The 24,455-nt window shown below is 45.4% G+C and carries 24 protein-coding genes; 1 reads left to right on the forward strand and 23 read right to left on the reverse strand.

Going from position 1 to position 24,455, the window contains the following annotated elements:
* Positions 1-7: 7 nt before the first annotated feature.
* From nuoL to ACFSKT_RS28145, 9 genes are all read right to left on the reverse strand, one after another.
* Positions 8-1,882, reverse strand: coding sequence for an NADH-quinone oxidoreductase subunit L (gene nuoL, locus ACFSKT_RS28105; RefSeq protein WP_377719066.1), 1,875 nt, complete (start codon positions 1,880-1,882; stop codon positions 8-10).
* A 5-nt stretch (positions 1,883-1,887) separates the two neighbouring features.
* A complete protein-coding gene (gene nuoK, locus ACFSKT_RS28110) occupies positions 1,888-2,190 on the reverse strand; it encodes an NADH-quinone oxidoreductase subunit NuoK (RefSeq protein WP_377719067.1) in 303 nt (100 codons plus the stop codon).
* A 142-nt stretch (positions 2,191-2,332) separates the two neighbouring features.
* A complete protein-coding gene (locus tag ACFSKT_RS28115) occupies positions 2,333-2,851 on the reverse strand; it encodes an NADH-quinone oxidoreductase subunit J (RefSeq protein ID WP_377719068.1) in 519 nt (172 codons plus the stop codon).
* A 3-nt stretch (positions 2,852-2,854) separates the two neighbouring features.
* The gene (gene nuoI / locus ACFSKT_RS28120; RefSeq protein ID WP_377719069.1) at positions 2,855-3,310 is read right to left on the reverse strand and encodes an NADH-quinone oxidoreductase subunit NuoI; all 456 of its coding nucleotides are present in this window, start codon (positions 3,308-3,310) and stop codon (positions 2,855-2,857) included.
* 38 nt (positions 3,311-3,348) lie between these two features.
* Entirely contained in the window at positions 3,349-4,359 is a 1,011-nt protein-coding gene (gene nuoH, locus ACFSKT_RS28125) for an NADH-quinone oxidoreductase subunit NuoH (protein WP_377719070.1), read from the reverse strand.
* A complete protein-coding gene (locus ACFSKT_RS28130; protein WP_377719071.1) occupies positions 4,359-5,459 on the reverse strand; it encodes an NADH-quinone oxidoreductase subunit D in 1,101 nt (366 codons plus the stop codon). Before ACFSKT_RS28130 ends, nuoH begins: the two co-directional genes overlap by 1 nt.
* A 6-nt stretch (positions 5,460-5,465) precedes the next feature.
* Complete coding sequence (locus tag ACFSKT_RS28135; protein ID WP_377719072.1) at positions 5,466-6,182, reverse strand: NADH-quinone oxidoreductase subunit C; 717 nt, start codon at positions 6,180-6,182, stop codon at positions 5,466-5,468.
* Entirely contained in the window at positions 6,179-6,697 is a 519-nt protein-coding gene (locus ACFSKT_RS28140) for a NuoB/complex I 20 kDa subunit family protein (RefSeq protein ID WP_377494719.1), read from the reverse strand. The genes ACFSKT_RS28135 and ACFSKT_RS28140 overlap by 4 nt, the downstream gene beginning before the upstream one ends.
* Positions 6,682-7,053, reverse strand: a complete 372-nt coding sequence (locus ACFSKT_RS28145; protein WP_377719073.1) for an NADH-quinone oxidoreductase subunit A — start codon at positions 7,051-7,053, stop codon at positions 6,682-6,684. The genes ACFSKT_RS28140 and ACFSKT_RS28145 overlap by 16 nt, the downstream gene beginning before the upstream one ends.
* A gap of 949 nt (positions 7,054-8,002) precedes the next feature.
* Here ACFSKT_RS28145 and ACFSKT_RS28150 point away from each other — a divergent pair.
* Positions 8,003-9,166, forward strand: a complete 1,164-nt coding sequence (locus ACFSKT_RS28150) for an acyltransferase family protein (RefSeq protein ID WP_377719074.1) — start codon at positions 8,003-8,005, stop codon at positions 9,164-9,166.
* Between the two features lie 277 nt (positions 9,167-9,443).
* Here the strand turns inward: ACFSKT_RS28150 and ACFSKT_RS28155 are convergent, their stop codons facing one another.
* From ACFSKT_RS28155 to ACFSKT_RS28220, 14 genes are all read right to left on the reverse strand, one after another.
* Positions 9,444-10,436, reverse strand: a complete 993-nt coding sequence (locus tag ACFSKT_RS28155) for a stalk domain-containing protein (protein WP_377719075.1) — start codon at positions 10,434-10,436, stop codon at positions 9,444-9,446.
* A 54-nt stretch (positions 10,437-10,490) separates the two neighbouring features.
* Positions 10,491-11,870: a sugar phosphate nucleotidyltransferase gene (locus tag ACFSKT_RS28160; protein ID WP_377719076.1), complete on the reverse strand. Its 1,380-nt coding sequence runs from the start codon at positions 11,868-11,870 to the stop codon at positions 10,491-10,493.
* An 18-nt stretch (positions 11,871-11,888) separates the two neighbouring features.
* Entirely contained in the window at positions 11,889-12,632 is a 744-nt protein-coding gene (locus ACFSKT_RS28165) for a YdcF family protein (RefSeq protein WP_377719077.1), read from the reverse strand.
* Positions 12,633-12,653: 21 nt separating this feature from the next.
* Entirely contained in the window at positions 12,654-13,985 is a 1,332-nt protein-coding gene (locus tag ACFSKT_RS28170) for an oligosaccharide flippase family protein (RefSeq protein WP_377719078.1), read from the reverse strand.
* 37 nt (positions 13,986-14,022) lie between these two features.
* Positions 14,023-15,243, reverse strand: coding sequence for a glycosyltransferase family protein (locus ACFSKT_RS28175; protein WP_377719079.1), 1,221 nt, complete (start codon positions 15,241-15,243; stop codon positions 14,023-14,025).
* Positions 15,244-15,270: 27 nt separating this feature from the next.
* Positions 15,271-16,359: a hypothetical protein gene (locus tag ACFSKT_RS28180; protein ID WP_377719080.1), complete on the reverse strand. Its 1,089-nt coding sequence runs from the start codon at positions 16,357-16,359 to the stop codon at positions 15,271-15,273.
* Between the two features lie 11 nt (positions 16,360-16,370).
* Positions 16,371-17,684: a hypothetical protein gene (locus ACFSKT_RS28185; protein ID WP_377719081.1), complete on the reverse strand. Its 1,314-nt coding sequence runs from the start codon at positions 17,682-17,684 to the stop codon at positions 16,371-16,373.
* Positions 17,685-17,701: 17 nt separating this feature from the next.
* A complete protein-coding gene (locus tag ACFSKT_RS28190) occupies positions 17,702-18,844 on the reverse strand; it encodes a glycosyltransferase (protein WP_377719082.1) in 1,143 nt (380 codons plus the stop codon).
* A 23-nt stretch (positions 18,845-18,867) separates the two neighbouring features.
* Positions 18,868-20,106 carry a glycosyltransferase family 4 protein gene (locus ACFSKT_RS28195; RefSeq protein ID WP_377719083.1) on the reverse strand — a complete coding sequence of 413 codons (1,239 nt, stop codon included), beginning with the start codon at positions 20,104-20,106 and terminating at the stop codon, positions 18,868-18,870.
* 16 nt (positions 20,107-20,122) lie between these two features.
* Positions 20,123-21,298 carry a DegT/DnrJ/EryC1/StrS family aminotransferase gene (locus tag ACFSKT_RS28200; protein ID WP_377719084.1) on the reverse strand — a complete coding sequence of 392 codons (1,176 nt, stop codon included), beginning with the start codon at positions 21,296-21,298 and terminating at the stop codon, positions 20,123-20,125.
* A gap of 22 nt (positions 21,299-21,320) precedes the next feature.
* On the reverse strand, positions 21,321-22,067 hold the full coding sequence (locus ACFSKT_RS28205) for a GNAT family N-acetyltransferase (protein ID WP_377719085.1): 747 nt from the start codon (positions 22,065-22,067) through the stop codon (positions 21,321-21,323).
* A gap of 13 nt (positions 22,068-22,080) precedes the next feature.
* Positions 22,081-22,680, reverse strand: a complete 600-nt coding sequence (locus ACFSKT_RS28210) for a sugar transferase (protein ID WP_377719086.1) — start codon at positions 22,678-22,680, stop codon at positions 22,081-22,083.
* A 39-nt stretch (positions 22,681-22,719) separates the two neighbouring features.
* Positions 22,720-23,592 (reverse strand): UTP--glucose-1-phosphate uridylyltransferase GalU, encoded by an 873-nt coding sequence (gene galU / locus ACFSKT_RS28215; RefSeq protein WP_377719087.1) that lies wholly within the window; start codon positions 23,590-23,592, stop codon positions 22,720-22,722.
* A gap of 166 nt (positions 23,593-23,758) precedes the next feature.
* Complete coding sequence (locus ACFSKT_RS28220) at positions 23,759-24,445, reverse strand: hypothetical protein (RefSeq protein WP_377719088.1); 687 nt, start codon at positions 24,443-24,445, stop codon at positions 23,759-23,761.
* Positions 24,446-24,455 lie beyond the last annotated feature (10 nt).

Consider the following 24,455-nt stretch of genomic DNA (forward strand, 5'->3'; position numbering starts at 1 on the left):
TCCAACACTACCACCACCCCCTTCCGGCAATCGATACGAGCAAGACCAGGAGACCGAACAGCGTAATCAAGCCATACGTTTGCACTTGGCCGTTATGCAGGCGCGTACCGCCGCGTCCGAGGAGCAGCGCGGCCCCGCCGACGAGACGGACCGCGCCGCCGACGATATACTCGTCGATCGCCGCGAATAGGCGCCCGATTCCGCGCACGCCTTGGACGAATACCGCGTTGTAAAGCCGATCCACATCGTAGCCTTCGCCGAGCAGCCGCACGAGTCTGGGCACGCGAGCGGTGAACGTCTCCCGGTTGATCGTGCCCTTCGCATACGTCAACCAGCCGATATAAATCCCCAGCACGCCGACCGCGGCCGAAGCCACCATGACGAGCCCGCCGCCCGTATGCGTCGTCTCCGTACCGCCGGAGAGCCAGTGCCCGAGCGTATTGTTCCATGGCGTCTCGATCAGCCCGGCCATTACCGCGGGTACCGAGAGTACCGCTAGCGGCAGCGTCATCGTCCACGGCGACTCCTTCACCTTGCCGGAGCTGCCCCGCGCCTTGCCGGTGAAGACGGAGAAGAAGAGGCGGGACATATAGAACGCGGTCAGGAAAGCGGCCGCGAGCCCCAGCGCGAACAACACCGGCTTCTCCTGAAGCGCCGTATGTAGAATCGCATCCTTGGACCAGAAGCCCGAGAACGGCGGAATGCCCGATAGCGCCAGCGCCCCGATGCCGAACGTAATCGACGTCACCCGCATCCGCCGCCAGATCCCGCCCATCTGCCGAATATCCTGCGTATGGACGGCGTGAATGACGCTGCCGGCCCCGAGGAACAGCAGCGCTTTGAAGAACGCGTGGGTCACGAGATGGAATATGCCGCCGGTCAGCGAGCCGAGCCCGAGCGCCATCATCATATAGCCAAGCTGGCTCACCGTCGAATACGCGAGAATACGCTTCATATCCTGCTGCGCCACCGCGATCGTCGCCGCGAAGATCGCCGTGAATCCGCCTATGTATGCCACCGTGTCCATTGCCGCCTGGGATGCTTCGAAAATATCGAACGTCCGCGCGACCAGAAAGACGCCCGCCGCGACCATCGTCGCCGCATGGATAAGCGCGCTGATCGGCGTCGGTCCTTCCATCGCGTCCGGCAGCCAGACATGCAGCGGGAACTGGCCTGACTTGCCCACCGCGCCGATGAAGATGAGCAGCGCGATGAGCGTCGTCATCCCGGCTTCGATGGCGCCGCCTTGACTTTGGAACACGTTCTGGATGCTCGCGAAGTCGAGCGAATGGCTTGGCATTTGCCAGTACAGCAGGATGATGCCGAGCAGCAGCCCCGCATCGCCGATCCGCGTCACGATGAACGCTTTTTTGGCTGCGGCCCGCGCAGCCGGCTTCGTGAACCAGAACCCGACGAGCAGGAAGGAGCATACGCCGACCAGCTCCCAGAATACATAGAGTCCCAGCAAATTATCGGCCAGCACCAGCCCCAGCATCGAGAACGTGAAAAGCGCGACATAGCCGAAGAAGACCGTCGCCCGCTCGTCTTCTTTCATGTACCCCGCCGAATACAGATTGACGAGCACGCTCACGGCGGTGACGACCAGCAGCATGAGCGACGTCAGGTTCGTAATTTCGAAGCCCAGCGTCAGCTGCAGCGATCCGGCGGATAGCCAGCGGAAGCCGTCGCTGTAATCTTGCACGTCGCGCCCCAGCCGCTCGGTCCAGATAAGCAGCGATAGCACGAAAGCGCCCAAGGCGGCCAGCGTCCCGATCCATGCGGCCAGCGTCCGGTAGCCGCGCCCCATCGCCGTCAGGATGAGGAAGGCCGCAAGCGGGAATAACGGCACGAGCCAGCCCAGCTGCGTAAAAATCGTATCCATGGCTCCTACCCCCTCATTTCGTCATAGTCGTCCACGTTCACCGTGCCGCGCGCCCGATATAGCGCGATCAGAATCGCGATCCCTACCGCCGCTTCCGCCGCGCCGACCGCGATCGAGAAGAGCGCGAACATATGGCCGGAGAGCGACGGGACGACGCCGTATTTGGAGAAGGCGACGAGATTCACGTTCGCCGCGTTCAGCATCAGTTCGATCGACAGCAGCACCACGACGGCGTTGCGTTTGGCCAGCACGCCATATAGCCCGACGCAGAACAGGATGGCCGCTAGGGTCAGATATGAAGCGAGCATGCGCATGCCTCCTTTGGAAGCATCGTGGTACGCGGTTGACACGCCATCCCCGAGAACCCTATCGCTTTCCGCCCGGCAGGCAAGCGGCGGCCTAACGGCGAACGCAACGAGGCCGCTTCCATTCTCGCGCAAACTTCCATCGCTACTCCGCCTCCTTCTTGGCCAGCACGATCGACCCGATAAAGGCCACGGTGAGCAGCACCGATACCAGCTCGAACGGAATGACGTAATTCGTGAACAGCAGCTTGCCAATCTCCAGCGCGTTGTCTTCGCCGGCATCGAACGGCTGCGCCGGCGGCAGCTCCGACGTACGAATCGCGAAGAACAGCAGTCCAAACAGCGCGAGCGCGCCCACGGCCGCCAACCCTTCTTGCCATGCACGCGTCGCCGCCTGCGCCGGTTCCTCCTGATGCTTCGTCATCATAATGCCGAAGATCATCAGGATCGCCACCGCCCCGGCATAAATCAGCACTTGGACGAAGGCGAGAAATTCGGCTTCCAGCAGGATGAACAGCCCCGCCACGCCAATGAAAGCCGCCAGCAGCGAAAGCACCATGTGCACCACTTTCGTCAGGCTGATCATGAACACCGAGCCGGAGATGATCATAACGGCGAACACGAAGAACGCGACGAACTCTCCCGTCAGCTCTACGTTACCCATGGCTCACTTCGCGCCCCCTTTACCCGGCTGCGGCGCCCCGATGTTGTTGTTGTCCTGGCGCACATTCTGGTTGTTGTCCGTCAGCCACTGGCGGTCTTTGAACAGATCGTCCCGGCTGTAAGCGGCCAGTTCGAAGTTATTCGTCATGACGATCGCTTCGGTCGGACATACCTCGGTGCACAGATCGCACAGGATGCAGATTTCAAAATTAATATCGAACGTGTCGATGACCTTGCCCTTCTTCTCCGGGTCCGGGTTCGGCTTGCCCGTCAGCGTGATGCAGTCGGTCGGACAGACGCGCGCGCATTGATTGCAGACGATGCACAGCTCCGGTATAAAATGCTGAATGCCGCGGAACCGATCCGGCATCACCAGCGGCTCGTCGGGATACGCGATGGTCACCTTCGGCTTCGTCATCGCTTTGAACGTGACGCCTAATCCTTTCAACAGGCCTTTCATGGGCGTGCCCCCTTCTTGTCGGCTTCGGTTGGTTGGCGTTATTTGACGAAGAGCTCGAGATATACCGCTGTCACGAACACGTTCAAAATCGCCAGCGGCAGCAGCACCTTCCACCCGAGTCCCATCAGCTGGTCGACGCGGATGCGCGGCATCGTGCCCCGGAGCCAAATGAGGAAAAAGACGACCAGGGCGAACTTGAGCAGGAACCAAACGATGCCCGGCACGAAATCAAGAAACGCCAGCGGCGCCTGCCAGCCCCCGAGGAACAGCACGGTCGTGAGCGCCGCGATCGCGTACATGTACACATACTCCGTCAGCATGAAGAACGCGAAGCGAAAGCCGCTGTATTCGACGTGATACCCCGCCACCAGCTCGGACTCCGCCTCCGGCAGATCGAACGGCGTCCGGTTCAGCTCCGAGACGGCCGCGATGACGAAGACGACAAAGCCGATGATTTGCGGGAGGAAGTTCCACTGCCAGAACCAATCCCCCTGCTGCTCCGCGATGCCGCGCAGGTTCATCGTGCCTGACATCATAATGACGCCCACCACCGAAATGACGAGCGGCACCTCATAGCTGATCATTTGCGCCGCCGACCGCATGCCGCCGAGCAGCGCGTATTTGTTGTTCGACGCCCATCCGCCGAGCACGATGGCGATCGTCGTGATGCCGGACAGCGCCACGTAGTAGAGCAGCCCGACGTTGATGTCCGCGAAATACAGGTTTTGCGTATACGGAATGACCGCCAGTACGCCGAAGGCCGGCACATACGCCAGCGCCGGCGCCAGCATGAACAGCACCCGGTCGGCCTTGCGCGGGATCGTGTCCTCCTTAATCAGCAGCTTCAAAATATCCGCCACCGTCTGCAGCAGGCCGAGCGGACCGACCCGGTTCGGACCAATCCGCAGCTGCATCCAGCCGAGGATTTTGCGCTCGAAATAGATCGCATACGTCACGAAGCCGAGCACCAGCGCGAGGAGCACGACGCCCCATAGCAGAAAAACGAACGCATTGCCCCACGTCAGCGTCTCGTCCAGCATGCCGCCCATCAGCAATCGACCTCCCCGACGACGATATCGATCCCGCCCAAAATGGTAATGAGGTTCGTCATCGTTTCGCCGACGAGCAGCTTCGGCAGGATTTGCAAATTGACGAACGACGGGCGGCGGAACTTGAGCCGGTATGGCTCCTGCTTGCCTTTGGACACGATATGGCAGCCGATCTCGCCCCGCGGCGATTCGATGCCAACGTATACCTCGCCGGCCGGCGGCCGAATAACGCGCGGCACCTTGCCCATCGTCTCCCCCCCGGAAGGAAACTGCTCCAGCGCCTGCTTCAGGATGCGCAGCGACTGGCGAATTTCCTCCAGCCGGATGAGGTAGCGATCGTGGCAGTCGCCATTGCGGCCGACCGGAACATCGAATTCGAAGCGGTCGTAGAGACTGTACGGCTTCGCTTTGCGCAGATCCCAATCGACCCCCGTACAGCGCAGATTGGCGCCGGAGAGGCCGTAATCGATTGCGGTCTCCGCATCATAACGCCCTACGCCGCGAATGCGCGCGAGGAAGATTTCGTTGCCGCTGACCAAATGGTCGTATTCGACGAGCTTCTTTTCCATGTAAGGGAGGAAATCTCGGACCTTATCGAGCCACGCATCCGTCGCGTCCCACTTGACGCCGCCGACCCGCATGTAGTTATAAGTAAGCCGCGCGCCGCACAGCTCGTTGAACAGGTTGACGATCGTCTCCCGATCGCGAAATGCGTACAGAAACGGGCTCATTGCTCCGATATCGAGCAGGTATGTCCCCCACCAGACGAGATGGCTCGCGACGCGCTGCAGCTCCATCACGATCAGCCGCAGAAACTCGGCCCGCTCCGGCACTTCCAGCCCCATCATCGTCTCCACCGCATGGCAGAGCACATAGTTGTTCGTCATCGCGGAGACGTAATCCATCCGGTCCGTATACGGGATGATTTGCGTATAGGTGAGTTCCTCCGCCAGCTTCTCCGTTCCCCGGTGCAAATACCCCATGACCGGCGTCGCTTCGGTAATGACCTCGCCGTCCAGCTTGACGATGATCCGGAACACCCCATGCGTGCTCGGATGCTGGGGGCCGACATTGAGCAGCAGTTCTTCCGTACGTATCACGGCTTGTCACACCTCCGGATCAAGTGGCGCATAGTCTTTGCGGAGCGGATGCCCTTCCCAGTCGTCCGGCATCATGATGCGGCGAAGATCCGGATGTCCGGTAAAATGAATGCCGAGCAGGTCGTAGATCTCCCGCTCGTTCCAGTTGGCGGTCGCCCATACCGGCGTGACCGATGGAAGCTGCGGCTGCTCGCGGTCGGCTTTGACCTTGAGCGCCGCTTCGCGTCCGGTCGCGAGCGCGACGAGATGGTAGACGACCTCGAGGTGTGTTTCGTAATCCACCCCCGATACGTTGCGTAAGTAGGTGAAGCGCGTCTGCGGGGAGGATTTTAAGGCGTTCGCAGTAGCGATAAGATGATCGGCTTGAACGATGATGGTGGGCAGGTCGCCGTTCAGTTCGTTGAGCGCCGCGGACTCGATGGCGTCTGGACCGGCGGCTTCCCGGATGAACGCAACTAGCTCGTCGAGCTCGGGCTGCCTTGGCGATGGTGCGGCTGGCGGCTGTTCGTCGCCGTCGGCAGCGGCTGGTGGCGTGCCGCCTTCGGCGGCTTTGGCGGCGGCGCGGGCCGCGCGGGCTTCCGCCGCGGCTGCGAGCTTTGCTTCGCGCTCGGAGTCGGCCGGCGCTGCGGCGCTGTCGCTCGAATCGTTACTCCGCTTCGGCCCCATGTCCGTAACAGGCGCAGTGCCATCCTTCACGCCTTCCAACTTCTCCTCGTCGCTCATCGGTTCGTCACCCGCTTTCCAGTCTTGGCTTCATAGCGGATTTTCTCCTGCAGCTTATTAATGCCATAGATAAGCGCCGCCGGATTCGGCGGGCAACCAGGTATGTACACATCAACCGGCACAATCTGATCGACGCCTTTCATCACCGCATACGACTTCACGTAAGGACCGCCAGCCGTCGCGCAGGAGCCCATCGCGATGACCCATTTTGGTTCCGGCATTTGGTCGTATAATCGCCGCAGCAGCGGGCCCATCTTCTTCGTCACCGTCCCCGCGACAATCATGACATCGGACTGCCTTGGCGAGGTGCGGAACATGACGCCGAACCGATCCAGGTCGTAGTGCGACGCACCCGTGCCCATCATCTCGATCGCGCAGCAAGCAAGCCCAAACGTGAGCGGCCATAGCGAATTGCTGCGCGCCCAAGCCTTCAATTGCTCCAGCGTACCCACGAACACGTTACGCTCCAGCTCCCGGCGCTCCTCCGGGGAAATCGACGCTAGATCGAATTCCATTTCAGCACCTTCTTTCTCCAGGCATACAGCAGACCAACCAGCAGCAATCCCGCGAAGATCGCCATCTCCACCAGCACAAAAAGGCCCAACTGCTTATACGCAACGGCCCACGGATACAAGAAAACGGTTTCCACATCAAACACGACAAACATAAGCGCAAACAAATAGTAGCGCACATTAAAACGGACTTGCCCTTCCCCGACCGGCTCATTGCCGCTTTCGTACGTTGTCTCTTTCTCGTTGGTCGGCTTATGCGGACGCAAGATCCGCCCGGCGGTCAGCGCGACAACGGGAAGCAGGATGCCCAGCAGAATGAAGATCGTCACAATCACGTAATTGTTGATGTACTTCTCCACGCTATCGCCTCCGTAGGAGTGTCGTCGGACAACATGTAAACCTTTGCTTCAAGCAAGTTCGGAACGTATTCCGCACAGCCTCATAAACTGGTAAGTTGTGCCATTATTATAACAAAGGCTGGTTACGACGTCTATGCGCTGCCATGGGCTTCGAGTTGACGTGGATCTAGATTACAAGCATATGCAATTCGATTTTATTTCAGACGACCTCTTGATTGAAGGGGATCGATTGTCCCTTAGCCGGCTCAGAATAACCCTTCGACCGTCAACTGGGGATGCGGGAACAGAAATATTACGCGTTGACCCGGTAGACATATTGCGCGGACTTGTGTATACCTTCGAAATATCGTTTCGAACCTTATGTTTTCACGTCCAGTTCAGTTTTCAAATATCGGACCCGGTAACCGTTTCATTAGCATGGTCGCAGGAGGATGTTCAATTCGATTTGGGGTGCATGCATCTAATAATCAAGTGTAAGCTGATGAGAGCCTCACGCTAGTTGAAGAATTGCTCGTCAAATCTCTTTTACGGATGCTCGACCTCTAATGTAACAGATAACGGAAACAACAACAGATTTCTTGGACGAGATGGTAACGCAGTTCGATCTAACCAGATACATGTTGAGGGATGGAACGCACCTACGCTCACAAGTGGATGGGTGATCAACGCACCAAGTAAAACGGTTGCTAGTTACCGAAAAAGATACTGCTAGAGGTAACTGAGGGGGCTTATATAGACCTCATAACGGATAGAATTTGCGGTTGCCAGCGGATCGACATCTACAACTGCAGAATTGTTGTTATGTCGACTAGTGAAGTCTTTGCAGAAGGTGGTGCAGGCGAGTTATCGATAAGTGAAGTGTCATACTACACGGATTAATTTATTAATTTACAGTTGCAACTTACTTCCTATAAAATAACAAGAAACGACAAAAAGGATGTTTTATATAATGGGAAGTAGGTATCACCAGTTAGACTCTATAAGAGGAATTGCGGCACTTACAGTATTACTTGGACATTTCGCTTCTTCGATATTGATTTTCTGCACCTGTACAAACACGACGGGTAATGAAGATCATGTGATTTTAAACCTTTTTAAATACACACCATTGAGTTTTTTTGGTGCTGGGCACGAGGCTGTTATCCTATTTTTCTTGTTGAGCGGATTCGTCCTTTCCCTTCCATTCTTTAAACAGACTAACACAGGATACGGTCAGTACCTCATTAGGAGAATATGTCGGATATACATTCCTTTTGCTATAGCTCTTTTGTTTGCGGTTGTAATGTATTTCATCTCATCTCCTAGTGTAATAACTCATATGAGCAGTTGGTTTAATGGACAGTGGGATATGCCGATTGATGTCAAAGACGTTTTAGCAGCATTGGGATTCATTGGTGTGTTCGATACAGACAAAATCAATCCACCGATTTGGTCCCTTGTTCATGAAATGCGCATATCTATAATTTTTCCTTTTCTAATGTTTGTCTTAGTACGCTGGAGAACACTGTTCAGTGTAGCGCTAGCTTGTGCCCTATCGGTGTTGGGAATCGCTGCTACATCGGTATTGAATCCAAGCAGCCTAGTTAATATGTATATAACGATTCATTATGCTGCTATTTTTATGGTTGGCGCATTACTGGCAAAGCATATGAGTGAGATATCTAGATTTATTAGGGGAAAATCGCGAATTGTAAAAGTGATCATGCTCCTGATCGGATTCCTACTGTACAATTTCAAGACTGTTTTGCCTAACTGGTCCCTAATTCACAATTATTTATTTAACGAGTGGGCAATAACAATTGGTGGATCCATTTATATCAGCATAGCATTTGGGTCAATAACTTTAGAAAGAGTCCTTTTACTGTCGCCAATACAATTCCTCGGTAAGATATCTTATAGCTTGTATCTGTACCATATGGTTGTTTTATTGTCACTGACGCATCTACTGCATGGTTGGATGAATATTGAAATAATTTTAGTTATTTCCTTTGTTGTCTCTTTAATTGTCTCGACTGTCATGTATTACCTGGTGGAAAAGCCGTCCATGAATTTTGGAAAATACCTAACTGGTAAAGAGAGATCCACAAAGAATCAGAGGACTACTGCGGCTTAATGTTCATTTAAGACCTTGGTTAACAACCAGGTCTTTTTTTTCTATTGTGCCGTGGGCAATACGTCCACTACAGCGGCTTAGACGTGGCAAACGAATGGACCGTGGTTGGCCGTTCGAACAGCGGATCAAACTTCACGCTGATGCCGGTCACCGGGGACTTCGGAGCGACCAGTGACTAGTCTATCGTCAATCTAGGCCGCGTGATATACTTCATCCTGCCATTATGTATGAACAAAAAAACTCCTCGCTCCCGAAAGAGCGAGAAGTTTTTAACTTTTTATAGCATACCCGCCATAATTTCTCTGCCTTTTTCCACTTGCGCATTGAAGGTTTGACGATAATCAGCTAGGATGGCCGTGCTATATCCATTGGCAGTGAGCTGAGCTTCCGTTTCAGTCAGAACCTGGTTGAAGGAAGAGGTGCACGAATCTAATTGCGCGTAACCTTTGTTCTTCAGCGATTCTTTCGTCTTCGCATCCTCCGTGCTGATGTACTGAATGCCGATATCCATAAGCGCAGCCTGGCAGCTATTCTGCAAGTTAGTCAGACGAGCTTGGGCATTGGAGGTAATCGATTCATAGCTTGGCTTGGAAGCCGTACCGCCACCTGTTGAACCGCTAGTACCGCCCGACGTTTGTCCGTTGTTGTTAGCTTGTCCGCCATCTGTTGAACCCGAAATACCGTTACCGCCTGTCGAAGTGCCTGCATTCGGATTAAAGCCTTTCGATCTCGCCGAAATTTGTTGAGCTTTGGCATCCCAATAGATCGTGGAACCAGCAGATTCGGACATAAAGCGAAGCGGAACATAGATCGTCCCATTCAGGGCATAGGCGCCTTGACCTTTAGGAAGAGCCTTGGTTGCGCCATCGAATACAAACTTCGCGGCTACCGGCTTGACTTGCACCGTGGATCCACCCTTATTTAGGCCAGTTCCCATCGCATTCATCAAGAACTCATTCAACGCAATGGTTTCGGACTTTGTGGGATCCTTGACCGTCACGCGGTTGCTGGAGGAATCCCACTGCACGCTTTTCTTCAGCGCGTAAGAAACGAAACGCATTGGAACGTATGTAGTCCCATTCAAGGCGAAGATATGCTGACCTTCTGGTAATTGAAGCACTTTACCGTCGAAAACAAGTTGGTATGCGCCTGTTGTTACTTTGGGTTGCGTTGTTGTTGGAGCTGCTGCAACCATAGTTTGTAGGGTTAAAATGGCTGAAAAAGTAACACCTAAGGCAATAAGTAGCTTACTGTTTTTTAATAAACGCATATTTCCGCTCCTCTTAATTATGATTGTATCTCTGATTTACAATTGAACAACTTTTTAAGGGCTACACAAATTTTTGACCGCCTCGAACAATATTTCCTCCCACTCCATTGCTACCCTAACAATGTCCTCTTCCATAACTTCTTTCCCGGTCTGAATCTCAATTAATTCTAAATCGGTTATTGCCTTAATAGCATGTCTTGTCTCAGCGGGAACTTGAATCATAGAACCAACATTTACCTGTCCGATTTCCCCATCGATTATGAACTCACCAACACCGCCGATCACCATCCATACTTCAGCGCGCTTGCAATGGAAGTGATAACTGATGTTCTTCCCTTTCTTAATACAAATTCGTTTGGTCACGACCTCCTGGCCATCTGGCGTTGTCGTATAATCTAAAACCTTATACCAACCCCAATGCTTCTCTTGATAGATCGGAGGTTGATCAAAACCGGAGATTTCCTTGACTCGAGGGCTGGCTGCCTTATCACTGACCAATATGCCATTAGGACTTGCGGCGACAACAACATCTGACAACCCTAGAACCGCAATCGGTATATCCAACTCGTTGATGACATGAGTGTTCAAAGAGTCGTCGCTGATTGCCCCTTTGCCGAGAAGAGTGGAACCCATCTCTTCCGTCAATGTGTTCCAGGTTCCAAGATCTTTCCAGAACCCTTCGTACGGGATGACGATAGCGTTCTCTGTTTTCTCAACAACCTCGTAATCAAAACTGATTTTGGGTAGTTGGCTGTATTGGTTCACCAATGACTCGTAATCTGTAGCCAGGCCTTTTTCTTTAAGCAGCATAATCACTTTTCTCAACTGAAAAGCAAATATACCACAGTTCCAAAGAGCACCTTCCTTTATTAATTCTTTGGCATGGCCTTGACTTGGTTTCTCTTGAAATCTCTTAATTTTATAGTAATCTTCATTGAGAGATGGATCTTCCGGTACAATATAGCCATACTTCTCGGAGGGAATGACTGGCTTTACTCCCATCAATGCTAACTCTGCATCCGTAGACAGGAGTATTCCCTCCAATGATTTTATCTTTTCAAAGAAAGAATCGTGAACATAAGCATCGACAGGCAATACAGCGATCACTTCATCTAGGTTGACTTGTTGGACCGAGAATAAATAAGAAGCTGCTAGCGCAATTGCCGGAAAAGTATCCCTTCTCTCCGGTTCTAAAACCAAAGGTATCTCCTGCCCTAATTGATCTTTCAGCATACTAGACTGGGCTTTGCTAGTTGATACAACGGATGAGTTAGACAATCCGACAGCTTGCAACTGTCCCCAGATCCGCTCAACCATTGACTGCTTTATTCCATCTTCACGCTCCAAGACTTTAAGAAATTGCTTTGATCTAGCATCACTAGAGATCGGCCATAATCGCTTACCCGAACCTCCAGATAAAAGTACGAGCCTCATTCTCACACGTCCTTATATTCAGTTCAAGATTTTTAAATACAACATGCCTAAATATTCTTTTAGTGCTATATAGGATAGGTTACTGGTAGGTGAAAATTTGTTAACATGTAAACTATTCTTACGACTAGTTAAATAATCTGTTGGTATTGGAAGCACACTTACCCCAATTTCGGTAAAATTCATAATTGCACGAGGCATATGATATGCAGAAGTAACCAAAATAGGTTGTTTAAATTTGTGGTTTTTCAACAGTTGTCCTGTAAATTCCGCATTTTCGGTTGTCGATAAACTTTGAGCCTCCAAAATTATTTTATCTCCCGGAACCCCAAGACTCATTAACAAACGCTTATCTACAATAGCCTCATTCCCAACATCCTGGTAAAGTTGCCCGCTTGATAATATGACAGGTAGTTGCGTTTTCATATAAACTCGCGCTGTTGTTAGAATTCGATTTGCGGTAGAAGGCATAGGATGGCCCACGCCATCAATATCCCGAGTATCTAGGGTGACGCCACCTCCAAGTAATATAATTACATCCCCCTTGATATTAGTTGGTGTAACATATCGATGCTCCAGTGGCTTTATTAATAGTTCTCCTGCAAGAGGAGTCAATGAGATATAAAGGAGTAAGGTAACAATTGATAAATAGATTGAAAATCTCATGTTCCTTTTGTACAGCCAGAAACAAAAAAAGAAGAGAATTAAAATAAACAGGCCTGGTGGCAATAAAAAACCATATAGGAGCTTTATTGCAAATAACAAAAGATATCCCCCTAGAAAATGCTACATTTCAAGATTCTTTGCGTTTTTAACAACGAATACATACTGCCAGATGCTATGGAGTATGTACGCAATCAAATATGCAGTAGTTAGACCAACTGCACCATAATCATTTTGGACGACCAATACGTAAGAAGATCCTAACAAGGCAATTGCCCACGCTAAATTAAATGCAAACCCCATCCACATTCTACCTTGACTTGCAATCGACTTTCCGATAACTTCGTTTAACACCATAATTACGGACGTCGCCAACGTAACCATAAACACGGAACCTCTAGATGAAAACTCTGCACCATACCCCGACATGATCTTCTCAGAGAAGATCAATAAAGGAACGGTCGTTAATGCAGCAATCAGAAAATTTGAGATTATGCTTATATTAAACATGTACTTGTATTCTCTCATATTTTTCCCACCAAACAAACTGGACAGTACAGGTAAGAGTACAATCGCAATATTCTGAGGAATAAATAAGATAAAGGCCCTCCATTGGCTTGCTGCACTATAAATCGCCATTTCCAAGTAACCATTATCAGCTTTCGCAAGCATAGTATCACATAGCCATACAACAGGCATTGAGATGAATCCGCTTAATGCTGTAGGAATGATAAACTTATTGATAATCTCCCACTCTGCTATTAAGCCGCTTACTTTAAACGTCAATACAAGCTCATACTCTTTGCACTTTTTCTTAATTGATATCAGATTCAAGAAATATTGACCAAGACACATGACGCTATAACCAATTAAGACGCCAGTTAATTCGAAATGGTAACATAACATAATAATTAATGGAAATCCGATCAACGAGGAACATAGATTATTAATTGCAATTAATTTGAAAGCTTCCAACCCGGCAAGGGTTCCAATTTGGGCAGTGTTCATCGTCAAGAAAAACATATAGACAGAAGCGATACGCAATAAATCTACAAGGGAAGAGTCCTTATAAATTGTTTCAGCAATAATTGGGGATAACAGAAAGAACATGGCACTCATAAAGCCGCTAGTCGCCACAATAACGATTTCACACAATACGACAATATTCGCTGCCTTCAATTTGTCTGCTAGTTTGTATTCTGCTATATACTTCGTAGCTGCGGAAGCAAGCCCAATACCACCAATAGTGGAGAAGAGACCTACAGTACTTAAAACGATGCCTAGCTTTCCATATCCCTCTGCCATTAGAATTCCCGTAAGAAAATAAGTGGAGACTAAAGCTAGAACCTTACCGATCCCTACACCAGCGATTAACCAGAAAGCCGAAACCGCGACGTTATAAATTCTGCTTCCCTTCAATTTGACAGCTTTGATATTAAAAAAAATTCGAAACACCCCACAGATGCTACCATCAGTTACTTTGAATAAGACCTTATTTCAATGCCGAATTCTCAACGAACTCCGCAAATTCCTGCCCTAATCTAGACCATTTATATCGCTCCAGTTTCTTATCCATTGCTCTACGTTCTGCAGCTTCCTTGTAACTAGTATAGTTGCTCAAAATTTTACTCAATGCTTGCAGAATACTATTCTCATCATTCTCGCAACACTCGACGCCGCCGAATTTTTTGAGTAGTTCAAAGGTTGGATCGTTTTGTTCCTGACGTATATATAGAATCGGTTTCTTGCTTCCTAAATAAATATAGGTTTTGCCAGGCACCTGCATGATTCCCTTGTTTCCGATATGAAGCAGAATATCTGTGTCAGCAATGATATCAAGTGATTTTTTATAGCTGACTCTTCCCGTAAATATAATCTTTTTATTGCCGAGCTTCTCTGCCTCATCTTTATATTTATCACTAAAAGTACCCACCATTTCTAACTGTAAACCTTCTGGAGATTGACTTCTTCCTATTGCTCGTATTGCATTAGATAAATTTCTAGAGGAGGCGTAAGCCACACCGGTATAGGTTATTTTTTTATCTTTTTTTTCTCGCAGAAGCATATCTTCAATTATATATTCAAAGCCGCAAGGCACTATCTTTATAGAATCTTTTGTAAAGCTCGTATTTTTTTGATAGACCTCACCTGTTGTTTCGGTCGTAAACACAAGCCCATCGCAATTACGCAGCAGTTTCTGCTCGATTTTATAATTTGTTTTCTTAATATTCCCGTAAAGATCGAATCCCCACGGATCTCCATATTCAGCAATCCAAACGATATTATGATTTTTCTTGACCCAGCTCCCGACAATATGGGCGGTATAGCTACCAGACGATGTAATAACCGCATCATATTTTTTACTTTTAAGAAGCTGCTTCACCTTTCTTATTGCTTGGTGTTCCCATAGCATTTGTATATCAGGTATCAAAATAATATTAGAAGCAACATTGAATACCTTCAATAATGGTTTAAAAATCGCGCTTTTCATTAGGAATCGCTGCAGCCCCACAAAAAACGGAACTTTGGTTCTTACGATATTAAGCTCAGAGGGAAGCATATTCAACAACGAACTATCTCCCCAAGGGTGGTCTGCCGAAACAATGGTCACATCATGGCCTCTACTGTACAGCGACTGCAGCAAAAAAGCATTCCTAATGGTTTGCATATCCGTATATGGCGGAATAGATGTACTAATGAACAATACTTTCATATTTCCCTCCGAATTCTTGGTCCTAAATTACATCCTATCAAAAAGCAGCATCAGATCGCTTTTTATATTTTCATCGCTGTACTCTTTTTTCAATGCATTCATGTTATGGAGAAAAGAAGAATATGGAGTTGAATTAATCCCTTCTCTCAAGAAAAGATCGAGATCCTTAATGGATCGATACATATAACCGATTTTTCCGGATGAATCGAACATGGATTTGAAAAACTCCATTTGCGAACAAATAATCGGTTTATTAAAGGTTATACAATCATAAAACACACCGCTTACTCTATAGAAATATTCTGTCTCAATATAAGGAAGAAAGACATAATTCGCACGATCAACCAAAAAGTTAAACTCGGAATCCTTTAGATAGAGGTTTACAATCTGCAGATTGTTACCTTGATACTTAGTGTCCTTTGATTTCAAAAACAGTCTAACCTTACTCTTTTCTAGTTCCCCGCTTTGATCCAACTCGATTAATTTCTCCACCAACTTCTTATCAAGTCGGTTATTGCTAGGCGCAACTATTAACTTGTACTCGTCATTTAGAAAATCAAGAAGTCTGTCGTTTTCACAGCTTATATCCTTCAACTTGTACGTATTTAATGTATGCCGAATCGTACCGCTCTTTTTTTTGAATTCTGCTTTCACATAATCAGTTATGAAACTTGCATAGTTTAAATGTACAATTTGCATTGGAATAAGTTTGAAAAACATTCGTTTCACACGATTAAAAACTACTTCATCTATATTCATATGATTCAAGACAAAAATGTGATTTAACTTTCTAAAATGCAATCTCGCATACAGACTAAATGTTACCGTTTCATAGGACATAAATAGCACTTTATTATAGTCTTCCAAATTCACCTTTTCAGCTATATAGTCAAGGATTCTCAGATTGTTTAGTCTTGTTTTAATTTTCCCGGACGGCTCAAATAAAGCAGCCGGTATACCACAAAAGTTTATATCTCTCAGCACCGCTTCATCCAAGTAATCTTCTTTCGAAACATAGGTAATACAATAATCATTCTTGAGAAGTTCGATCGTTACTTGATTGATGTCCCGATGCCCGATAGGCGATAAAGGTTCAATAATTAACAGCTTTTCCACAGTGTATCCCCTTATGTTTCTTTATTACTAGTTGAGAGAAAGAGCTTAATAATGAACGCATAACAAATATCAAGAATAACATAGATTACTGGCAACTCGGCTCTCAAAAAAGTAAACATGGACAATAGTGTTAGAATAATGTAAATTTTCGTTCCGCTGATCGATTTGAAAACCTGCATGCTTTTATATCTAGTCACGACGAATATAATCGGTACAAGGAAACAGCCCAAAATACCAAATTGCAGAAAACCCTCTCCAAATATCGTAAAGGTTACCACTGGTGCCCCTGTTCCCAACTCCCAGTAAATTTGTTCGGTCAATCTTGGTGAGAATGCCGTGACAGGCTTACTATCCCATATCGCTCTTGGGATAAAGGTCATCATTTGATAGTAGTACCATGATGCTCCGTATTCGATGTGGATTATTTGTGTTTTCACTGCCGTGTATAGATCATAAAAATAATAATAATAATTCAGATCAACCGTGATTGATCTCATTAAACTAAAATCAAAGATTTTACTGTAGTCCACCTTAATTCCTGCACGTTGACTATTCGAGATTTGCATATAAATAAGCAAGGGAAAAGCGACCAAGCAGATCAACGGGAACATAAGAACAACTTTGACTTTTCTCCTTTTTAAGAAGGCTACAGTACCATTAAATGTCGTCGTGATCTTATCTCGCTTTTCATCAAACAAAAAAATGAGCAAGGTCAAAATCATACTCGCAAAGTCGAATCGCGTTAAGGCTACGAACCGATGATGAATCATTGGCACGGCAAACAAAAGTAAAAATTTGGTATACTTTTTCTCTTCAAAGTATCGCCCAACATTAATGTAATATAATATTTTCAAAAACAGGGTAATAGGTAATAATGTATTTCCTTTAAAATAATTTTCCCCCAAACCAGCATCAAGCCTATTAGCGCTAAATACGGCCGTGATTGAACCATATTGTCTAATCACAGTCAATATATCCCATGCCATATACAAGCCATACAGCAAGGTGCCTGCAACTAACCACTCTTTTCTAACTGAATATTTCACAATATTGGGTTTATTATTGGTATATCGTTTACTTATCAAATCATAAGGAATTAACCGGCAAGCTACAAAAATGCCAACTATGGCGGCGCTGATATGGAGATTGAAAAGTTCATCCTTCATCTCCATATTTTCATTGAGCACCGGATTAATAAACAAATAAATAAACGTACCCACGGTTAATAAAATTTGAATCGAGATTATAAACCCTCGTCGGAAGGTCTTATAAACCTCCATTATTAGAAGTATTAACATCATTATTAAATTGGCATAAAAAACCATTAGGTGCACCTCTTGGCTTATCCTTTATCTGAAACTTGATTAAGATAGGTTTCAAGATCATTTATCTGGGTTTCGAAATAAAGCTCGTTAGAACTGTTGTGGATATGTTTTGATCGCGTTCTAAGCTCTTTACGGCCTTCAGTCGAGGTTAGATAGCTAAGCAATTGCTCCAATTCATCCTTATCATAAGGATCAACGGAGTACCCAATGCGCTTCTCATCTACGATTTCACCAAGGTAGGTTCCTTTTGATACCAGTATAGGGGTATCATACACCATCGATTCGTAGAGCTTATTAGGCAACGCTAGTCTGACATTCAGCATTTTTCTATCGTACATAGCAAGACATAGATCCACCTTACTATATAAAGAACCAATTTGATTGTAGTCGTATTCGCCAAAAAGATGAACATTAGAATATTTTTTCAACTCTTCTGAGAACCCGCAAATTCCAGCAATAATAATTTCCACGTTAAACTTTTGTGAAACCTCAATTAGATTGAGTAATATTTCCTTGTATCTTATAATGCCGAAGTAGCCAATTCTCAGTGGGCTACTGATTTCATTTAGTGTGTTCTCCGCGCAAGGTTCTGTTTTTACGTGCGTAAAATCAACATCATAGCTAGAAGGCTTATTTTCCAAAATAAAATAGGAGTAATCACCTTTTATTACTTTATTGTAATATTGTACATATCCCTCCGAAGTAAAAATGCAGTGTTTTATCCCTTTAACACTAAACTTCTCTAAGAGATTAATGAGATTGAAAAGGAGTCGATTTTTTATTCCAGGTCGATTATCGAAAGAATCATTCGGGATATCTGGAACGCAATAGACAACTTTATTATTGGTCCGTCTCATGAAAGAAGCTACTTTATAGAAAAACATAGACAATAAGGAGTCGCAAATAACAATGTTAGTGGAGCCTTCACTAGAATGTGCAAACTTAATGGCTCGACTTGCTCTTAATAGATCAATCACTTTAGAAAAGTAATTTCTTCCCGGCGTATAAGTAAATGGGATATACTCGACATTTATGTCTGAGCTTACTTTGTTCTTATTATTCGTGATTAAGGTGAAATCACGTTGGTACAGATTGTTCAAAGTTCTCGCAATTTTTTTATGCCTCTGATCCATATCAAAAACACATATATAGTAATACATTTATCTACTCCTTGGCACTCAGTTCAATCTCCTCGTTGACCATCTAGTAACTTGTCGATTAAATCGGTAATTTTCAAATATGTTTTTTTACGATCAAACTTCTCTTCAGCTAATTTCCTTGCATTCTGCCCCATCGTCTTGCGTCTTTCCGGGGATTCCCGATAAACTTCCAATATAGCGTTGGCCATTGCCTCCGGCTTTTCTGGTTCATAGTTGATCCCCATGTCCCATTCTTCCACAAGATCCATAAACTCCTGATTCTTGCTGCCATTTATAATTGGAACCCCTGCCGATACATAGTCGCCAATCTTATTTGTAATGCTTTGAGCGGCCTTTTCCCGAATAGCATTTACTAATAGATCCGATTTCCTTAAATAGGCCGCCATTGTGCCATAGTCGATCCACCCAGTAAAAAGCACACTAACTTGCATTGTTTCTGCCAATTTTCGGAATTTTTCTTCCATAATTCCGCTGCCTAATATAACGAGCTTTACAATATGGTAATCCCGATCCGATAGGATTTTTACCGCCCGAATCAGTGTTTCAATATCGTAGCTTAAGTTTAAAGATCCTGCATACGTTACCCAAAACTCGTTATCCTGTTTTTCTATTCGCTCGATAACTTCATTCGAACTTTTATCGAAATCATCTAAATTCGTTCCAATAAAAACAGATTCGACAATAGGGTTATTCTTATTCACGCTTGCTGCACGTTGCGAATAAGTTTTTGACACCCCGACAATCCCGTCAGCCATTCTATAAGCACGATTGACTTGTGACTTCATTGGATAGAGAAGCAAATCCGCTAACGGCTTGGAATTAACTATTGTATAAAACGCCTCTGGCCAAAGATCCTGTATATCTACGACAAAAGGTATTCCTCGCTCGTTCGCATAACTACCGGCCACCAACATTCCTTCTGCAGGGGGGCCGGAACAATAGATCAAATCGTATCCATCCTGCGTACTTAGCCATTTTTTTAGATTTCTCGCAAATACTTTCTGGCTATAGAAACGCTTAAGGCTTACCGTTTTTTTATAACCCGGATCTTCTAGAATTTGAATATCATATGGAATATTCTCGAATTGGTCACTCGTTAGTTTACGCTGGACTTTATCCAAGTCGCGAAAACGACTTGTTACCTGGGTCACCTGATATCCGCAAGTCGATAAAAGTTCACAAATATATTTGAATCTGCTTCTGTTATTACCTGACTCGCCAGGAAGTTGGGTAAATTGAGCAACCACTAAAATCCGCTTCATTATTCTGTCGGCCCTCTCAACTATGTAGATTAATAATATCTTTAACCGCAACAATGACATCATTTACATCTTCATTGCTCATTGTCGGATACAATGGAAGAGATATAATTCGTTCAAACCAATCCTCTGTTTTTGGAAAATCCCCCATTTTGTAACCATATCTTTCACGAAATGCGCTCATTAAATGAACAGGGATAAAGTGAACCGAGGTGCCAATGTTTCGCTCGTTTAACTCATCAATAAATTGGTCTCTGTCTATCCTTAGATTCTCCAGAGCGAGTTTAATAACATACAAATGCCAGCTGTGTGTAGTTGTAGCCCGATGAACTTCAGGGAGATCAATGCCTTTCAACCCCCTAAAAGCTTTGTCGTACATACCGGCGATTTCTGCCCTTCTCGCTTGCATTTCTTCGATCCGGGCCAACTGTATCTTTCCTAAAGCCGCTTGCAAATCAAACATATTGTATTTATATCCTGGCACTTCAATGTCATACTTCCAAGAGCCACCTTTGGAATAGCGGTTCCATGCATTTTTACTCATACCATGAGTGATAAGCACTCTTGCTTTGTTAGCAATTTCCTCATCGTCTGTTACGAGCATACCGCCTTCACCGGTTGCTAAGTTTTTAGTTGCATAAAAACTATACGAGACTGTCCCCTTCGGTTTATAGCCAATCAAGTTACCGTCATAACGAGTGTAAATAGCATGGGCTGCATCTTCTGAAACAAATAATCCATGCTGATCTGCAATTTCATATATCGCCTTGAGATCACATGCTTGTCCTGCATAGTGTACGGGAACTATTGCTTTTGTCTTTTTAGTTATTTTTTTAATAATTTCCTTGGGATCAATGCATCCTGTCATCGGGTCAATATCCACGAAAACAGGAGTTGCACCGGCGTGTATAATCGTATTAGCCGAAGCTGCAAACGTCATCGGCGTTGTAATAACTTCATCTCCAGGACCAATACCAGCTGCGATAAGAGAAATATGAAGGGCAGCAGTAGCCGAATTTACTGCGACTGCATATTTAGCGCCGACATACTCTGCAAATTCCTTTTCAAACTGCATCGTTTTAGGTCCCTTAGCTAGCCAGCCTGATTTAAGCGTTTCAACAACCTCATTTATTTCCCAATCTGTAATATCAGGGAGACAGTATGGGAGAAAATGTCCTCTTTTCGTATATAGCATAATATAAACACCCCAAGTTATGTTATTTGTTTGGCCAGTAATGGTATATGGAATGACAGCCTGTATATTGAAATCCATTTCTTGCGTAAAAATTAACCGCAGGACTGTTATCGATCTGTGTTCCAACTCTTAACTCAGATGAACCAAGCTTAAGCGAAAATTTCTCAAGTTCATGCATTAAAATTTGCCCCAATTTTCTACCTTGAAATTTTGAAGATATAGCGATGAGTTCTATGGTTATAATCAATTCGCTATTAAACGAAAATAACAGGAAGCCCGCCACTTCATTATCACATTTAATATATAAATTTTTTTTGTTCGTAGCTCCAAATGAATTATTAATCCATTCCTCATAAACTCGATGTGATTTGTTTCTGGGTAGGTAGGGATCATTAAAGAATCTGGAGAATTGAAAGCTTTGAGCAGCAATTTTTTTTATTTCAGCTTTAACTTCCTCATCGTCTTCAAAAAGAACAACATCATCATTGTTGCGCGTTACTAGTATCTGTCTATCTATTTTTTTGATAAACTGAATATTCATGTCCACTAAAAAAGCCGTGGTATTCCGCGAGATCCAATAGTTATTTTTATAGTTGTTTTGATTGTTAGCTATTACTATAAAATCGTGACTTTTCAAATTTTCGATTACCAATTGCGTATCGTTCTCATTTAGCTCACCAGATAGAACTAATTTACTCGTCTTAACCCCAAAGTAATCTGTATCCCATTCTAAATCTTGTAGATAGAAAGATTGACCGTTACCCATCATATCCACCTCCACCTTAACTGTTCCCAGTTTCAGTAAATACCCCATTTTGTTTAATGATGCTATGAATAGTTTTAAATGTTATTTTGATATCAAGAAGTAAAGATAGATTTTCAATATAATAGATGTCATTTTGAATTCTCTGTTTCCACTCTGCTCCATTACGAAAATACGCTTGATTATATCCCGTTAGTCCTGGTAATACCTCGAGCTTCTTTCCTTCATTACCTTCATAATAATTAAGATGTTCCGGCAAATCAGGTCTTGGCCCGATGAGACTCATATCACCTAACAAGACATTAATAAGTTGTGGTAACTCATCCAAACTTGTTTTTCTCAGCACTCCACCGATTTTAGTTAACCTTGGATCATGGCTTGAATTATACGTCGATCCATCGGCATTTCTTAAATCCGGTGAATTCACCCTCATGGTCCGCAATTTAAACATCTTAAATACTTTTCCATGTTTACCCAGCCTTGCCCCTCGATAAAAAACTGGACCTCCATCGTCAATCTTAATGAGAATAGCCAGTATCAAAATGATACTTAGTAAGAAAGGCATTGCCAGCACTACCGCAAGACAATCTATCATTCTTTTGAAAAACTTTCTGTACAAATGAACCCCTCCTGCCCATATTCATTATGTGCTTCACATTCAGACATTTTGTATTAATCGCTTCAAATGCTCCAATAAGTCCCATTTAAGATCTTGACGTTCAAGTGCAAAATCAATTGTCGTTTTGATGAAACTTAACTTATCTCCTACATCGTAACGTGAACCTTCAAATTTATAGCCGTAGACTTGCTGCAATTGATTGAGTTTCTCTATTGCATCAGTAAGTTGTATTTCCCCACCTGCTCCAGGCAACTGGTTCTCTAAAATCTCAAATATTTGTGGAGTCAAAATATATCTTCCGATTATCGCCAAATTTGAAGGTGCCTCTTCTCTCTTTGGTTTCTCCACCAATTCTTTCACTCGGAATAACCTCTCATTTATCCCGTCTGCATCTATGATTCCATACTTACTTACATCTTCATTAGGTACGGACTGAATACCAATTACTGAAGCATTAAGTTGTATGTATTGATCTATGATTTGTTTTAAGCACGGCTTCTCGGAGTTAATAACATCGTCTCCAAGTAAGACGGCAAAAGGTTCGTTACCTATAAACTTTCTAGCACACCAAACAGCATGACCAAGTCCCTTAGCGTCTTTCTGTCTAATGTAGTGGATATCTATTAGTTTGGACGACCGCTGTACCTCATTTAAAAGGTCGTGCTTACCTTTCTCTAATAGGTTCAGTTCAAGTTCGAATGAATTGTCAAAATGGTCTTCTATAGCTCTTTTTCCTTTACCTGTTACGATAATGATATCTTCTATTCCAGATGCGACGGCTTCCTCTACAATATACTGTATGGTTGGCTTATCTATAATTGGCAGCATTTCTTTAGGCATGGCTTTTGTTGCTGGCAAAAAACGCGTACCTAGTCCTGCCGCAGGTATAATGGCCTTACGAACTTTCATCAAATAACCCCTTAATTAATATAATGTCGTCCAAATTAATTGAACTATCATTAAAAATAAAAACCGTCACAATTGTGACGATTCCTCATTATCCGAACGCCAGTCACAAACAATGATCTTCAAGTCGTCGTTCGTAATACTTATACTATAAATGTTCGCTCGTCATGATTTATTCAGTAAGTCCTTCTTCTTTTGAAACCTGATCATAGCTTTTCCCTTCACTTGCTCCATATTTTTTCGCAATAGAGGATAGAGCATTATACTGGTCTGGGGAAATTTTCTCGAGAAGAATTCTGCGTGCTTCCTTCTTCTCCTCGACCGATAATCCACCGCTTGCTAGTCCTTGAAGTTTCTTAATATCATCCATATCGAGCTCACCCAACAATATAGAAGTCACTTGAGCTTTTTCTTTAACCGTCACGTTTTCTTTTATGGCTTCTGCCTTAGAGCTGGACACTTCAGCGGAGTAACTTGTATCTAGTTTCGGTTTGTTCTCATTTGTCTCTTCTTTTTTCGAACCAGATTGTTTATCTACCGCATCTTTTGAAGAAGTATCCTGTTCCTCTTTCTTATCCTCTACTTTAGAGGATGTTTCCCCTTCAGCCGAAACCTCTGCATCATCCTGTTTAACGGCTCCCGTTGTATCCTTCTCAGCAGTGTCAGGATTCACCGTTACTTCCGGCTTCTCTTCAACGATCTGATTATTGACTCCAGCGACTTCTGCTACTACAACATCCTCTGTTGCCAACGAGCTTAAGAATCGATCAATCATATAGTTAGCAACCAGTAATCCTGTAATTCCAAGTACAACAATGATCGAGCTTATCCAGATGACAACTTTCTTCCAACGTTTCATATGGCTGCTC

It is taken from the genome of Paenibacillus xanthanilyticus (assembly GCF_042682185.1).
Classification (GTDB): domain Bacteria; phylum Bacillota; class Bacilli; order Paenibacillales; family Paenibacillaceae; genus Paenibacillus_Z; species Paenibacillus_Z xanthanilyticus.